This is a genomic window from Deltaproteobacteria bacterium HGW-Deltaproteobacteria-6 (genome assembly GCA_002840435.1).
Classification (GTDB): domain Bacteria; phylum Desulfobacterota; class Syntrophia; order Syntrophales; family Smithellaceae; genus UBA8904.
The window spans coordinates 178,577-193,282 of sequence record PHAT01000006.1; the positions used below are offsets into that span (position 1 = coordinate 178,577).

At 52.8% G+C, this 14,706-nt stretch carries 12 protein-coding genes; 7 read left to right on the top strand and 5 right to left on the bottom strand.

All coding sequences use genetic code 11. The features are described 5' to 3' along the window. Positions 1–178: 178 nt before the first annotated feature. A complete protein-coding gene (locus CVU71_15340; protein ID PKN17799.1) occupies positions 179–655 on the top strand; it encodes a cupin fold metalloprotein, WbuC family in 477 nt (158 codons plus the stop codon). 89 nt (positions 656–744) lie between these two features. On the opposite strand, the gene CVU71_15345 is transcribed toward CVU71_15340, so the two are convergent. Next, on the bottom strand, positions 745–1,038 hold the full coding sequence (locus CVU71_15345) for an antibiotic biosynthesis monooxygenase (GenBank protein PKN17800.1): 294 nt from the start codon (positions 1,036–1,038) through the stop codon (positions 745–747). A gap of 263 nt (positions 1,039–1,301) precedes the next feature. Between CVU71_15345 and CVU71_15350 the strand changes: the two genes are divergently transcribed. Continuing rightward, positions 1,302–2,288, top strand: coding sequence for a ketoacyl-ACP synthase III (locus CVU71_15350; protein ID PKN17801.1), 987 nt, complete (start codon positions 1,302–1,304; stop codon positions 2,286–2,288). A gap of 51 nt (positions 2,289–2,339) precedes the next feature. On the opposite strand, the gene CVU71_15355 is transcribed toward CVU71_15350, so the two are convergent. Further along, entirely contained in the window at positions 2,340–4,328 is a 1,989-nt protein-coding gene (locus CVU71_15355) for a penicillin-binding protein (GenBank protein PKN17821.1), read from the bottom strand. A 289-nt stretch (positions 4,329–4,617) separates the two neighbouring features. On the opposite strand from CVU71_15355, the gene CVU71_15360 reads away from it, so the two are divergent. The 3 genes from CVU71_15360 (at position 4,618) to CVU71_15370 (ending at position 7,424) form a co-directional block, all read left to right on the top strand. Next, on the top strand, positions 4,618–5,397 hold the full coding sequence (locus CVU71_15360; protein PKN17802.1) for a methylmalonyl-CoA decarboxylase: 780 nt from the start codon (positions 4,618–4,620) through the stop codon (positions 5,395–5,397). Positions 5,398–5,593: 196 nt separating this feature from the next. Then, complete coding sequence (locus tag CVU71_15365; GenBank protein ID PKN17803.1) at positions 5,594–6,103, top strand: hypothetical protein; 510 nt, start codon at positions 5,594–5,596, stop codon at positions 6,101–6,103. A 94-nt stretch (positions 6,104–6,197) separates the two neighbouring features. Next, entirely contained in the window at positions 6,198–7,424 is a 1,227-nt protein-coding gene (locus CVU71_15370) for a hypothetical protein (protein ID PKN17804.1), read from the top strand. Between the two features lie 158 nt (positions 7,425–7,582). Here the strand turns inward: CVU71_15370 and CVU71_15375 are convergent, their stop codons facing one another. The 3 genes from CVU71_15375 to CVU71_15385 all read right to left on the bottom strand — a co-directional run bounded on the left by CVU71_15375 (position 7,583) and on the right by CVU71_15385 (position 12,915). Further along, positions 7,583–8,767 (bottom strand): acetyl-CoA C-acyltransferase, encoded by a 1,185-nt coding sequence (locus tag CVU71_15375; GenBank protein ID PKN17805.1) that lies wholly within the window; start codon positions 8,765–8,767, stop codon positions 7,583–7,585. Positions 8,768–8,957: 190 nt separating this feature from the next. After that, on the bottom strand, positions 8,958–10,790 hold the full coding sequence (locus CVU71_15380; protein PKN17806.1) for an acyl-CoA dehydrogenase: 1,833 nt from the start codon (positions 10,788–10,790) through the stop codon (positions 8,958–8,960). Positions 10,791–10,833: 43 nt separating this feature from the next. Continuing rightward, positions 10,834–12,915: a 3-hydroxyacyl-CoA dehydrogenase gene (locus tag CVU71_15385; protein PKN17807.1), complete on the bottom strand. Its 2,082-nt coding sequence runs from the start codon at positions 12,913–12,915 to the stop codon at positions 10,834–10,836. A 345-nt stretch (positions 12,916–13,260) separates the two neighbouring features. Here CVU71_15385 and CVU71_15390 point away from each other — a divergent pair, with 345 nt between their 5' ends. Both CVU71_15390 and CVU71_15395 read left to right on the top strand, forming a co-directional pair. Further along, a complete protein-coding gene (locus CVU71_15390) occupies positions 13,261–14,394 on the top strand; it encodes a sigma-54-dependent Fis family transcriptional regulator (protein PKN17808.1) in 1,134 nt (377 codons plus the stop codon). Positions 14,395–14,466: 72 nt separating this feature from the next. Then, positions 14,467–14,706 (top strand): hypothetical protein (locus CVU71_15395; GenBank protein PKN17809.1); only part of this gene is annotated, 240 nt, incomplete at its 3' end.

Below are 14,706 nucleotides of genomic sequence, written 5' to 3' on the forward strand. Positions count from 1 at the left end.
CAAGATCAAATAAAAGGTTCAATCAGAATGATTGGAAAACCGGCAGGGACACTTTCAACGTGTTACCTTCCGTCTCGCCCCGGCCTGAGCGCCGGGTCATTACGGTCATTGACATTGCCGTTTATTCTGCTAAAAACCATATCGCATTTATTTGACAGTTAAGGATGGAACAGGAAAAATGAAACTGGTAACAAACCGGATGATGGACGAGTGGATCGCCAAAGCAGGCGAAATCCTGCGGCTCAGAACCAACTTCAATATACACGAATCGTTATCCGACCCGGTACAGCGGTTATTTGTCGCAGCCGGGCTTAACTCTTATTTCCGGCCGCACGTCCATCCGGGAAAAAGCGAGTTTGTCATTGTGCTCCGCGGCCTGTTTGACATCCTGCTTTTCGATGATGAAGGCGTCGTCACCGAACGGGTGTCCATCGGACCGGAAGGGCAGGCCTTCGCCATGGAAATCCCGGCAGATCGGTGCCATGCCTGGATTCCCATGGAGGAAAAATCAGTATTCTTCGAGGTGAAGCAAGGGCCTTACGATCCCGCAACATCGCTGATATTTGCGCCCTGGTCGCCGGAAGAAGGCTCTGCTCGGGTCAAAGAATTCCAGGCCAGACTTCTTGCCGCGCAAACAGGCGACCGGGTTTCGTAAATATCGCAAAATGATCCGGCACAAACCCGAAAGCAGCGCCTGACCGCGCACGCTCGTATGACCTTGCGTGATCTTCAGGAATAGAATTATTATACCCGGGCAACCTCTTTCATAATCGACATTTCCGGTTTCCCGCCGATAAACGCTGCGCTGGCGGCAAAGAAAGCTTTGAAGTACGGCGTCGAGGAATGAAATTCCAGCGCTGCCTTATCTTTATATTGTTCGACCACCACCAGCATGTTGGGGTTGGCTTTATCCTGATTGAGAGAATAAAGAACCGTTCCCTCTTCCTGGGCCACTTTGGCAATCAATTCCGTGAAAGCCGCCAGAGCTTCATCCATCTTTCCTTCTTTAATCGGTAGTTTGGCAATAACTGTCAGCATTTTAATACCTCCCTGATCCATCATTAATTTGTGTTAACCCGTTTTGCGTCATAACATAACGAAGGGCTGACAAGCAAGCTATCGCTGATGTCCGGATAAAGCAATTTAATCGTTCAAAAAGCAGCGGTCTGCTATCTATCCATATGATTTTTTAGCAGATTCATCTGATGATATTTATTTCTTTGACATATGAAGACATTTTCCCTATACTCCGCGGCCTCGCAAAAAAACTAAATATGAGGAAGGGAGTTTGACTGTTAAGCATGGTTTATCTGCATGGTATCGGGCATTTTCATCCCGAAAATGTGATCAGTAATAAGTTTTTAGAAGATCTGAATATCGGCACAACCGTCGATTGGATTATGGAGCGGGTGGGCATTGAATCGCGCCGCACTGTATTGCCTCTCGATTATCTCATACAAACAAAAAACGCCGACCCCCGCGAAACAGATAAAGTGCGTCTTTATTCGGATGCCCAAATGGGAGGAAGAGCGGCAAGAATGGCGCTGGATCGAGCCGGACTGAAAGCGGAAGATATCGGTATGGTCATTTCCGGAAGTTCGCTGCCTCAGTACCTGACACCCGCCGAAGCCTGCACCGTCGCAGGCGACCTGGGCATTGACGTTCCCTGCTTTGACATCAACTCCGCCTGCGCAACTTACGGCGTCCAGATGCGTTACCTGGATTCGGTAAAGCCGGAAAAACTGCCGCCTTACGTTCTGGTCACCAATGTTGAAGGGGCAACCACCACGATCGACTATTCCGACCGCCGTTCCGCCGTGCTGTTCGGCGATTGCGCCACAGCATCGATTCTGTCCACCACGGTTCCGTCCCATAAAATATTTTCCGATTGCGAAATGGATTCCAAACCGACGTTGTGGGACAAAGCGGTGGTGCCGCGCTGGAGCTATTTCGGTCAGGACGGCGGTGCGGTGCAGGGCTTTGCCATCCGCAAGACCACCGACGGCCTGCGCAATATTCTGGCGCTGATTCCGGACGCGGACGCAAGCCGGGTCTTCTTTATCGGACATCAGGCCAATCTGGGTGTTTTGCAGACCGCTGCGGAAAGGTCGGGAATATCTCCTGATCATCACTGGTACAACGTCCATCTCTTCGGCAATGTGGGGTGCGCAGGCGGTCCTTCTGTCTTAAGTCAGCACTGGGATGAACTTCAAGCCGGCGATCACGTGGCGATGTCTCTGGTCGGCGGGGGCCTTACCTGGACGCAGATGCTGCTCACCATTAAATAACCATCAGACATCCTGACTTTCGTTTCCGTTCCCGGCCGGTCTTCGTTTCCGTCACTGCGGCAGAGGCGGAGCGGGCTCTGGTTCAGGCTCGCGCTCGGGCTCGGGCTCGACGGGTTCGAGATCGGGAACTCCGTGTTTCTCGCAGGGCTTTGTCGGCTGGGTATCCTTTATATAAAATTCTTCCCGCTGAACGGGGCAAAGCGGTGTGGCCAGCTCGTTCGTTGTCGGATCGATCAGAACGGATACGACCGTATCAGGCTTAGGAAAATCGACGACGGGTTTCCCGGCCAGGGCGCCGCGCATGAAGCGTCCCCAGACAGGAGCACAGATGGCCCCGCCCGTAAAGTCCCGTCCTCCCGGCCTTGGCTTGTCATAGCCAACCCAGACCCCCGTAATGATCTGAGGCGTATAGCCGATAAACCAGGCATCCCGGTAATCGTCAGTCGTGCCGGTCTTCCCGGCCGCGGGCCATTGACGGCTGAAACTTTTTAACGTTTTGGCTGTGCCGTAAGTGAGGACATCCTTCAACATCTGAGTCGTCACAAAAGCGGCGGCCGGAGACAGGACCGGCAAGGCAGCGGCGGGTGTTTCCGTCCAGGTCTGGCGCTTGCGGTCATAGACGCGGAGGATGGTTCTGGATTGAGGACGCGAGCCGCCGCTGGCCAGCGAGGCATAGACTGAGACAAGATCGTGCAGGGTGACTTCTTCGGAGCCGAGAGCCAGAGAAAGATTATTGGAGGGGGAAAGCGGCAGCCCCAGTCTGGCCGCAAACTCGACAAAATAGGGAACACCGATGGCATCCAGGAGTTTTACGGCAATAACGTTGTTGGAATACGCCAAGGCCTGCCTGAGGCCCAGGTCCCCGTGAACTTTCCGGTCATAGTTATGGGGAATCCACTTTTGATCATTGCCGCTGTTGTAAGCTGCGGGAGTATCGTTGAAGATGGTGCCCGCCGTATATCCTTTTTCCAGGGCCGCCGCATAGATGAGGGGCTTGATGGATGATCCGGGCTGCCGCCTGGCAAAGAAGGCCCGGTCATAGGGATTCTGAATGAAGTCCACTCCGCCCACAGCCGCCAGGACGTCGCCCGTATTCGGATCAAGGGCCAGCAAGGCGCCCTGAAGCTGGGGGGAGATGCGCCGGACCCCTTCCTGCAGGACCTTCTCGGCCAGGCGCTGCATCGGTAAATTCATGGCCGTGATGACATCCAGTCCGCCCTGTTCGACAATTTCCGGCCCATAGGTTTCAATCAGTTTGTAACGCACATGGGCCAGATAAGGCAGGGCTTCCGTTGCTTTCAGAACGGAGATGGGAAGGGCCCGCAGCTTTTTTTCCTGCGGGGCGGTAATCATTTTCAGAGTTGCCATCCGCTTCAGGATGAGGTTCTTTCTCTTGACAACCATGGCCCTGTTCCCGGAAGGATTGTAGCGGGCCGGGGCTTTGGGAACGGCGGCCAGAAGAACGCATTCAATCTCGTTCAGATCCTGCGGGGCCTTGTCAAAATAGAGACGGGCGGCCTGAGCGATGCCCCACGCCCCGTTTCCGAAATAGACCTCGTTGAAGTACATCTCTAAAATCTGGTTCTTCGTGTATTTCCCTTCGTATTCCATGGCGAGAAGCCCCTCCTTGACTTTTCGCTTGATCGTTTTCTCTCCGTGAAAATATTTGTTTTTGATCAGCTGCTGGGTGATGGTCGAACCTCCTTCGGCCATCCGCCCTTTCATCACATCCTTGACCATGGCCCGGGCAATCCCCCGCATATCAATCCCGCCATGCTGATAGAAACGGGCATCCTCTATGGCGATGAGGGCTTTCTGCAGGAAGACGGGAATCTGGCCGATCCCGACCCAGTACCGCTTCTCCGCCAGAACCCGGCCCGCAAACTGTCCCTGGCTGTCGAAGACCCGGATGGACGTATAGCCCGCGGGTAAGGGGGGATATGTGGCGATATTCTCCTGGGCAAAGGCCGGAGAGGCAATGACCCAAGCCAGCAGAAGTCCAAAGACGGAGAGTGTCCGCCGGCATTTACCGAAGGGGATTGCATGGGAAACCAAAATACTCTTTAACTCCTTTTCCTGGCTCTTTTCGATGGTTTGATACTAAATATACTCGATTTGAGCGGGTTTTGCATCAAAACAAATATTTATGTCAAGTAAATTTACTGACCATCTGTTGATCCGGCGCGATAACCATTGTTACCTCTTCAATTTAAATACTCAGCGCGACAAAACAGCAGAATTCTAACTGAACATGTGGTACAAACAGGAAACGGAACAAATGATGCGGCAGCTTAAAAAAGCGGCCTGAAACTGAGGCAAGGAGAAACACATGGCACTGATCGAGCAGGAAATCAAAGAAGGCATCGGCATTCTTACGTTGAATAATACGCGAAAGCGGAACGCCCTCAGTGAAGCACTGGTGGATGAGCTGATTGGCGGGCTTGATGATTTTCAGGCCAAAAAAATTCCTGTCGTGATCCTGCGCAGTTCTGACGGAGCCAAAGTCTGGTCGGCCGGACATGATGTCAAGGAATTACCGCGTACGCGCCGTGATCCTCTGGGTTATTTCGATTCGCTGGAAAAATTACTGCGCGCCGTCGGAAATCATCAAAGCCCCGTGATTGCCATGGTTCACGGCAGCGTTTGGGGCGGGGCATGCGACCTGGTGATAAGCTGTGATCTGGCGGTTGGGGACGAAACATCGACTTTTGCCATCACACCCGCCAGATTGGGGCTGCCGTACAATGCTTCCGGCGTTCTCAATTTCATGAACCGGATGGGATTGAACATGGCCAAAGAGATGTTCTTCACCGCGGATCCCATTTCCGCAGAAAGAGCCGAACGCGTCGGAATCCTGAATCATCTGGTACCCGCAGGCGAGCTGACGAATTTTACCATGAATCTGGCAAAACGCATCGCCTCACGATCAACGCTTGCCGTATCCGTCATCAAGGAGCAGCTCCGGATTCTCTCCGGCGCCCGCCCGATAGCTCCCGAACAGTTTGAACGTCTTCAGGGTTTGCGGCGGCGTGTTTATGACAGCCGTGATTACGAAGAGGGCATCACGGCCTTCCTGGAGAAGCGCGCACCCGTCTTTAAGGGAGAATAGCCCCTGCTTCCTTTCTGCCGGAACGCTTATCTTCAGATGGTGTTTGATTCAGGTCCTCCGGTAATCCGTCAGGAACCAATCCGGACATGGATGCGGAATGTCAATCGGCAATCATAAAAAAGCTGAACTATAACTTAAAATGTAGTAAATGTATCAGGGCTGGGCATACCGATTAATCATTTGTTCAGGAGTTTATATGCGTAAATATGAAATGATTTTGGCCGGAATACTGACTGTCATGATAATGGGATTTCTTACGGGTTGCACGGGATCCCTGTTCAAGAATATGGGCAGCTTTGAGCCGAGCACGACTGCCACTCAAAATTTCGAAAAATTTGTCATCAACGATGATTATAACTATTATTTAACCGGATCGGATGTTTATCCCGTGGCGATTTTCGGACTGAAAAAAGCCTATATCATCGATAGCGATGAAGATCTGTGGAAGAAAATAGATCCGAAGCAGGAAGTCATGTCGGAACTGGTCACCAATATGCAACTGAGAGCGCTGTCCTGCTGCCTGCAGGGAATGCACGGCCATGATATTTTAGATAACCACGGCAGGAAAATAGGCGAATGGTACTCCTTGCTCAGTCTCATTATCGGCATTAAAATAAAAGAAGACGGGAAAGTAGTGATATATCCGCCCACGGACAATAACGATGTCAAGAGATATCAGGGAAGAGATTATCCTACGATGTTCTAATGCAGTATAAAATATGAACATTTAAAATCTCAAACATCCGCCAGGGTATCTTCATTACATTCAACCCTGGCAGACCGCTGATGGAGGATGGCTGATGATCAAAAAATTGCGGACAAAAATGATTGCCCGGTTGACTGTTGCCTTGATGTCCGCCGCTCTGGCAGCCTGCGCCGGCACAACAGCGGGGGGATTCAATGCGGCCGGTCTTCAGGAACTGTCTTCCGTGCAGGACGTCCGCGAATACTCGACGACCTGGGGCAGGATGCGCCTGGGTTTCGAAGGGACAACGGCAAAGGGTGTTTACGAATACAGAGGGGGGACGATCCGGGGCACCCTGCAGGGGACCATGTTTTCCTGCTTCTGGACGGAGGGAAGTTCAGGAGGTTCATGCGTCTTTCATTTTACACCGGATTTTACCAGTTTTTCCGGAACGTGGCAGCCGGCAAACAGACCCTGGACGGGAACACTGACGGCGGGAAAGCGGGGACCACCGGCGACGGCAGTAGTGTCCGCACCGGCAGCGGCGCCTGTGAGCGTGGAAGTGAAGTCCGACGTGGACAATATTCCACTGATTCGTCCGCCGGCAAACCGCAACGCCTATGCCATTGTAATCGGCATAGAAAACTACCGCCAGAAACTGCCGAAAGCCGACTTTGCCACCGCTGATGCAAAAACGGTTGCGGAATATCTCATAAAGATCATGGGATATTCTGAAGAGAATGTTGTTTTACTGACCAACGAAAAGGCCCTGCAAAGCGATTTTACCAAATACTTTGAAAAATGGCTGCACAACAATGTGGAAAAGGACGCCGCCGTCTTTATTTACTATTCCGGCCATGGCGCGCCTGATCCCAAAACCGGCGGAGCGTACCTTGTGCCTTACGACGGCGATCCTTCATTTATCGCTGAAACAGGCTACTCGTTAAAAAGGATGTATGACGCGCTGGGCAAGTTGCCGGCAAAGGAAATAATTGTCGCCCTGGATTCCTGTTTTTCCGGAGCAGGCGGCAGATCCGTTATTGCCAAAGGCGCGCGCCCACTGGTGATGAACCTCCAGGGCGCCACGGCTCTTTCCAGGAATATAACGGTTCTTGCCGCATCGTCGGGCGAGCAAATCAGCTCGACCTATGATGAAAAAGGGCATGGCCTGTTTACCTACTTCATGCTCAAGGGCATCAAAAATGAAGATGTTGTAAAGCCTGACGGCTCCATCAGGATGGATGACCTGTTTGGCTATCTCAAACCTCAGGTGGAGCGCATCGCCCGGAAGCAGTATAATAACGAGCAGACGCCGCAGTTGATGGGAGCAAAAAAGAATTAATGACTGAGGCGGCGATCACCGGTAAAATTCAGGATGGCCTTGAACTTGTCTGCACATTACTAAATTGAAAAGGCGGGAGACACCACTATAGAGTGGCGCAACTCCGCCCCTGCAAAATAAACCGTGAACCGTGAACCAATGAACTTGGAACCTGCTTTCTACTTCCCCACCCATTCCCAGACAGCGGCTGCACCCTGGCCGTGGCCGATGCACATGCTTTCCACCGCGTATTTGACGCCGTAGAAAGGCATTTCATGCATGATGGTTGTTGCAATTCTGGCGCCGGTGCAGCCCAGCGGATGTCCGAGCGCAATGCCGCTGCCTCTCGGATTGAGCAGCTTGTGATTGCGGATACCCAGTTCCTTCGTGCAGTAAACAGCCTGCGCGGCAAACGCTTCGTTGACTTCCCAAAGCCCGATGTCTTCTTTTTTCAAACCGGCGCTTTTCAACGCCTTGGGAATGGCAACAGCGGGACCGATGCCCATGTAGGCCGGATCGACGCCGACTGTGGCATAGCTCAGCAATTTCATTTTGGGCTGAAGTCCGAGTTTTTTGCACATCGCTTTGCCGGCCACCACCACACAGGCGGCCGCGTCATTGGTCTGGCTGGAGTTGCCGGCCGTAACCGTACCTTTTTCGTCTTTGATGAAAACCGGTTCAAGTTTGGCCAGGCTTTCCATCGTGGTCGAAGGCCGGATGCCCTGATCGCGGTCAACCACCATCTTTCGGGTGGTGCCGTCTTCCTGCGGGACGTCTGCTTCAACCGGCAGAATTTCTGCTTTGAATAATCCTTTTTGCGTGGCTTCGTGAGCTTTAGCGTGGCTTTCCATGGCCATCTGATCCTGCTCCTCGCGGGTAATGCCGTATTTGCGGGCAACCATTTCCGCCGTATAACCCATGGAAACCATCTGCGGATCGGTAAATTCCTTCAATCGGGGATTGGGGTCGGACATCGTGCCCATCGGAATATGCGTCATATGCTGCGCTCCGCCGGCCAGAATAATATCCGACCAGCCCATATTGATGGAAGCCACCGCGAAGGCAATCGACTGCAAGCCGGATGCGCAGAAGCGGTCCACCGTACACCCCGGCACACTGTAGGGCAGCCCCGCCATGATGCCGGATACGCGGCCGATGTTGGTGCCCATGTCTTTCATCAAAGCCGTGCCGCCCCAGATGACGTCGCCGATCTTTTCTTTCGCGCCTTCCAGTCCCGCGCGGCGGATGGCTTCATTGATCACCAGCGCGGACATGTCGTCGGCCCGCAGGTTGGCAAACCATGAATTCTTCCCGGCCTTGGCAATGCCTGTCCGGACGCTTTCCACTAAATAGATTTCCTTCATATGTTCATTCTCCTGAAACTAAATTATTTTATTCCTTGTCTCCGGGACATTTCTGGCATCGCAAAATGTCCCGGAGACAAGGCGCGCGAAGCCCGAGGAGTGAGGCGTACCCTGGTGTACACCGCAGCGACGAGGGCTGAAGTACAACGCTGTATACGGGCACGCGTGCCCTTTAGGGTATTTTCCGATGTCAGACCACCAGCGCCTCTTCCGGGCACGTCAGCACGCTGTCCTCTTCGCTCTTAATCAGAGCGGCGGCATGGGTTGTGCCTGGCAGAATGTTATTCAGATAATATCGGGCCGAGGCGATCTTGCCCTGATAAAAAGTGTAATCACCCTCGCCGGCCTTCAGCCCCGATGCTTTCTTTGCGGCAATCAATGCCTGATCCATCAGGCACATCGCCACATACACCTGAGCAAAAACAAACAGGGCGCGGATGGCAAAGAGCGGAATGAACTGGCGTTTGCTTTCCATGTTGGCGTACCATGCATCGTAGGTCGCTTTTACGTCGGCCGCCGCCTGATAGCCTTTGGCCAGATTAGCCATCTCCTTTTCAAATCCCGCCGCCTTCATATTGGCATCGATGAAATCTTTAATGCCATTCATCCAGGCGGCAAAAGCGGCGCCGTCTTTCATGCGCATTTTGCGGCCGATCAGGTCGTTGGCGTGAATAAAGGATGTGCCTTCCCAGATCGTCAGGATTTTGGAGTCGCGCAGATACTGTTCGACGGGATACTCCTGCGTATAGCCCACGCCGCCCAGCACCTGAATGGCCTGCGCGATGACGCCCAGGCTTGCTTCCGATCCGTAGCATTTGACCAGCGGGGTCAGGATCTCGGCAAAGGAGGCATACTTTTTTGCCTTCTCGCGGTCGGCGGAATTGTTTTCAATGTCCAGATAGTAAAATCCCCGGAAGATCATGGCGCGGATGCCTTCCACATGCGCCTTCATATCGAGCAGCATCCGGCGGATATCTTCGTGCTTGATGATCGCGACGCGCTCGGCTCCTTTGATGCCGAAGGGACGTCCCTGAACGCGCTCGGTGGCAAACTGCGACGCGAAATAGTAAGCGGCTGCGCCCTGCGTATTGGCGTTGTGGCCCGTGCCGATGCGCGATTCGTTCATCATGTGGAACATCATGGCCAACCCCTGGGAAAATCCTTTGGCGTCCGGCGCCGGTCCCAGCATAATGCCCCGGCAGTTTTCTTCATCGCCGAAATTAAGCAGGGCTGTGGCCTGGGCGTGCAGTCCCATTTTGTGTTCTACGCCGACGGTGGTGACATCATTGAAGCCGCCCATTGATCCGTCATCGTTGACCCAGTATTTGGGAACAATATAAAGGCCGATGCCGGGAGAACCGGCGGCAGCCCCTTCGGGGCGCGCCAGCACGAGATGAATGGTATTTTCACACGTGCCCTGATCGCCGGCGGTGATGAACATTTTAGTCCCTTTTATTTTCCAGATGCGGGGATCATCGGTGGGATAAGAGCGGGTGATGATATCACCCGTGTCGGAACCGAAGTTCGGCTCGGTCAGACACATGGTGCCCTGCCAGTAGCCTTCCAGCATTTTGGGAATGAACATATCCTGATCTTTCTTTGTGCCGAAGCGCAGAATTAAATTGGCCGCACCGGAGGTCAGCTTGACGCAGGAGGTCAATGCCGGACAGGCGGCCGTGTTAATTTCCGCATTGGCTTTATAGAGCATCAGCGGCATGCCGGTTTCCACTTTGATGCATTCGCTCGATGAGCCCCAGCCGTTTTGCTGCAGAAACTGATAAGCCTCTTTAAAACCGGGAACCGGCGTCACTACGCCTTTTTCAAATTTCACGCCGATCTTGTCGCCCGGGGCATTGATGGGATTGACAATTTCGCGCGAGACTTTGTACCCTTCATTCAGCAGCATATCCACGTCGTCAAGTGTGAAATTGCCGGAGAAGCGTTCGCAGGCCAGCACTTCTTCAGTCGGCAGCCATTCCTTTAAGATAAACTTCAAATCCCTGATGTCATATTTGAATTCCATTAATGTCTCCTTTCATCATGCACTCTGTTGTGGAAGCTGAGTCTCACTTATAGAATCCCTTTCCTTCTTTGGCCAGTTTCTCAAGGAGGGGTGAAGGCGTCCAGTATTCGGCGCCGACCAGATCCTTGTATTTCAGAATCGCGTCGTAAACTTTTCTGACGCCGACCGTATCGGCATAGAACATCGGACCGCCCAGGTAGACCGGGAAACCGTAGCCGTAGAGCCAGACCACATCGATGTCCAGAGGTCTGGCGGCGATGCCTTCTTCAAGGATCTTCGCGCCTTCGTTGATCATGGCGTAAATCGCGCGCTCGATAATTTCCTGATCCGAGATGGCGCGGCGGGTAATGCCTGCTTCCTGTGAATGTTTGATGATGAGTTCTTCAATCAGGGGATCGGGTGTTGCGTTGCGTTTTTCATCATATTTATAAAAACCGGACCCGGTCTTCTGGCCGAAACGTCCCTGTTCGCAAATCTGATCCAGAATCGTATTTTTCTGCTCTCGCGGCGTAAGGGAATCAAACTTCGCCTTGCGATTTCTCCAGCCGACATCCAGCCCTGCCATATCGCCCATAGCGTAAGGGCCCATCGGGAATCCGAAATTGTAAATGACTTTGTCAATCTGCCAGGGAAGCGCGCCTTCCTCCAGCATGAAGCCGCATTCGCGGGTCCGTTTGGCCAGCATCCGGTTCCCGACAAACCCGTCGCAGACGCCGACCAGCACCGGCACTTTACCAATGGTTTTACCCACTTTCATAGCCGTGGCATAAACGTCAGGCGATGTTTTCGCGCCACGGACGTTTTCCAGGAGCCGCATCACATTGGCCGGGCTGAAGAAATGCATGCCCATGACGTCCTGCGGTCGTTTCGTGATTTCCGCGATGGCGTCAATATTCAAATAAGATGTATTGGAGGCAAGGATCGCACCCGGCTTGCAGACGGCGTCCAGTTTGGTGAAAACTTCTTTTTTAATGGCCATATCTTCAAAGACCGCCTCGATGACCAGGTCGACATCCTTTAAATCTTCATAGGCCAGCGTCGGTTTGATCAGCGACAGGCGGCGGTCCATGACCTCCTGTTTAAGACTGCCTTTGGCCACGGTGTTGGCGTAATTCTTTTTGATAACGGCCAGGCCTTTATCAATGAATTCCTGTTTGACGTCCAGGAGCACGACGGGAATACCGGCATTGGCAAAGCACATGGCGATGCCGCCGCCCATGGTTCCCGCGCCCAGAATGCCGACGGACTTGATTTCTCTTGTGGGTTGGTCATCCGGCAGTCCGGGAATACGGACGACTTCACGCTCCGCAAAGAAGACGTGACGCTGCGCCTTGGACTGGTCGGAGGCCTGCAACTCCAGGAATATGGCGCGTTCGCGCTTCATGCCTTCGGCAAAGGGCACCTCGGTGGCGTTTTTAACGGATTCAATGCATTTGAACGGGGCAAGGAAGCCGCGCGACTTACGGGAAATGCTTTTGGCAAAATCTTCAAAAACGGTAGGTGTTTCGAGTTTTGCCTGAAGCTTACTTACTCTCCGGATCGGAAGTTTTTCAGCAACCACTTTTTTAGCAAAGGCGATGGCCGCCGCTTTCAGATCACCCTCGACGACTTCATCGAGAATGCCCATGGCTTTGGCCTTGGCCGCGTTAACCGGCGTTCCGGAGGTGATCATTTCCAGGGCCGCCTGAACGCCCGCCACACGGGGCAGTCTCTGCGTTCCGCCGGCGCCCGGCAGAAGGCCGAGCTTCACTTCGGGAAGACCGACTTTCGCGGTGGCAACCGCTATACGGAAATGGCAGCTAAGCGGTATTTCCAGACCGCCGCCCAGCGCCGTGCCGTGAATGGCTGCAACGACCGGCTTGGGAGAATCCTCGATAAACTGGCAGACGTCGGGCAGAAACGGTTCCATCGGTGGTTTGCCGAACTCACGGATGTCCGCGCCTGCAATAAAGGTGCGGCCTTCGCAAATGATGAACATAACAGCTATCTCCTGGTCCGCGATGCCTTTTTCAATCCCCGATTTGATGCCGGCACGCACGGCCTGCGACAGGGCGTTGACCGGAGGATTGTTAACCGAAATGATACCGATGTTGCCTTCTTTGGAAAACACGACGGTTTCTGCCATGAGAATATCTCCTTTGTTGTTTAATATTTAATCAAGGATCTAATGACCATCTTTCATTCATTATCCCACAATTTATTCACCCGGCAAAGCCTAAAAGGGTTTGTCAGCCGGAAGCGATGAATGGATAAAATTGCATTTTGTGTCTCTTCCGGATCAGCTTTTTGCGTAAAATTTACTTTTCGTGCTTCGATATAGCAAATACCATACCACTAAATATCGTTTATCCCCGGTGTCGGCCTGTGGCTGCCGGAAGGCATTGTCCGTTTAATTATCGGGATTAAATATTGAAAACGATGAGCAGCCCGCAGGAAACGGCTCAAAAAGTGTTTGACAGAAATGTATTAATTGTATACATTGATGACCACAAATTGTATATTTAATAAACATCAGACACGAAAGAGAATTATCAGATTGATCATGGCCAAAACGGACAATATCAAAACGGATGAAACGCGGCAAAAAGCCCCGCAGCCGCACGGAAACGAAGAGTCTTTTCCGGCGGAAAATCTCGGGGCGGCGTTTGACGAACTGATCGGGGCCAACCCCTCCTTCCGCAAGGCGCTGGTAACCGCGAAGCGGGCGGCAAAATCGGATATTTCCGTTCTCATTATCGGAGAAAGCGGAACGGGCAAGGAAATACTGGCGCGCGCCATCCAGCAGACCAGCGGCCGCAGTGACAAGCCTCTGGTGGATGTCAATTGCGCCGCCATCCCTGATTCCCTGATTGAAAGCGAGCTTTTCGGGTATGAAAGAGGCGCATTCACCGGCGCGCGCACTGAGGGCAGCAAAGGCTATTTCGACGAGGCGCACGACGGGACGATTCTGCTGGACGAAATCGGTGATTCGTCCCTGTCTGTTCAGGCCAAGTTATTACGCGTTCTGGAATCCGGCACGTTTAAAAGAGTCGGCGGGACGAAAAACATCAAAGTGAACGTACGGGTCATTTCTTCGACCAACCAGGATCTGGCGGGGCTTATCGAACAGAAAAAGTTTCGTGAAGATCTTTTTTTCCGCCTGAATACGTTTACCATTGAACTGCCGCCGCTTCGCGAACGAAGCGAAGATATCCCCCTGCTGGTCGATTACTTTTTAAAAATCAGCGGCGCCGCGCAGAAGCAAAAATACAGATTTTCACCCACGGCTCTCAGGATTCTTTACGCGTATCACTGGCCGGGCAATGTCCGGGAGCTGAAGGGCGTCGTCAGCTATGCGGTGAATATGACGCAATCGCCTGTTATCGATCCGGGCTCCCTGCCGAACTTTCTTTTTTCCGGATCGGACGTGCCGCAATATCGCGATGGGGCCGTTGTCCTGGGAACACCGGCCTCATACAATCTCGCCGACGCTGTCCGCGATCTGGAGCGGAAACTGATCGGCGAAGCATTAGCCGTTGCACCCAATAAATCAGAAGCCATTAAAATGCTGGGCATCAGCAGGAGAAACTTCTACATGAAATTGAAAGCATACGGTTTAGACTGAACGTGTCGGGCGGGATGCTGGAACGGCTGATGCATTAATTTGAAGAAACTTGTATTCAGGGAAAATAACATAATGCAAAGCGGCGTAATATCGGCTGGTAAAGCCTCCGGAAAAAAAGATGACCAGGTCACGATTGTGGAAGTATCGCCGCGGGACGGCCTTCCCGAGGTCTGCCGCAATCTGGCTACGGAAGATAAAATAAAGTTTATCAACAAACTGTCGGATACCGGCCTGAAAAAAATAGAGTGCGCCTCTTTTACGCATCCCCGTCTTCTGCCCGCGGGCTATGACGCTGAAAAACTGATTGAAGGC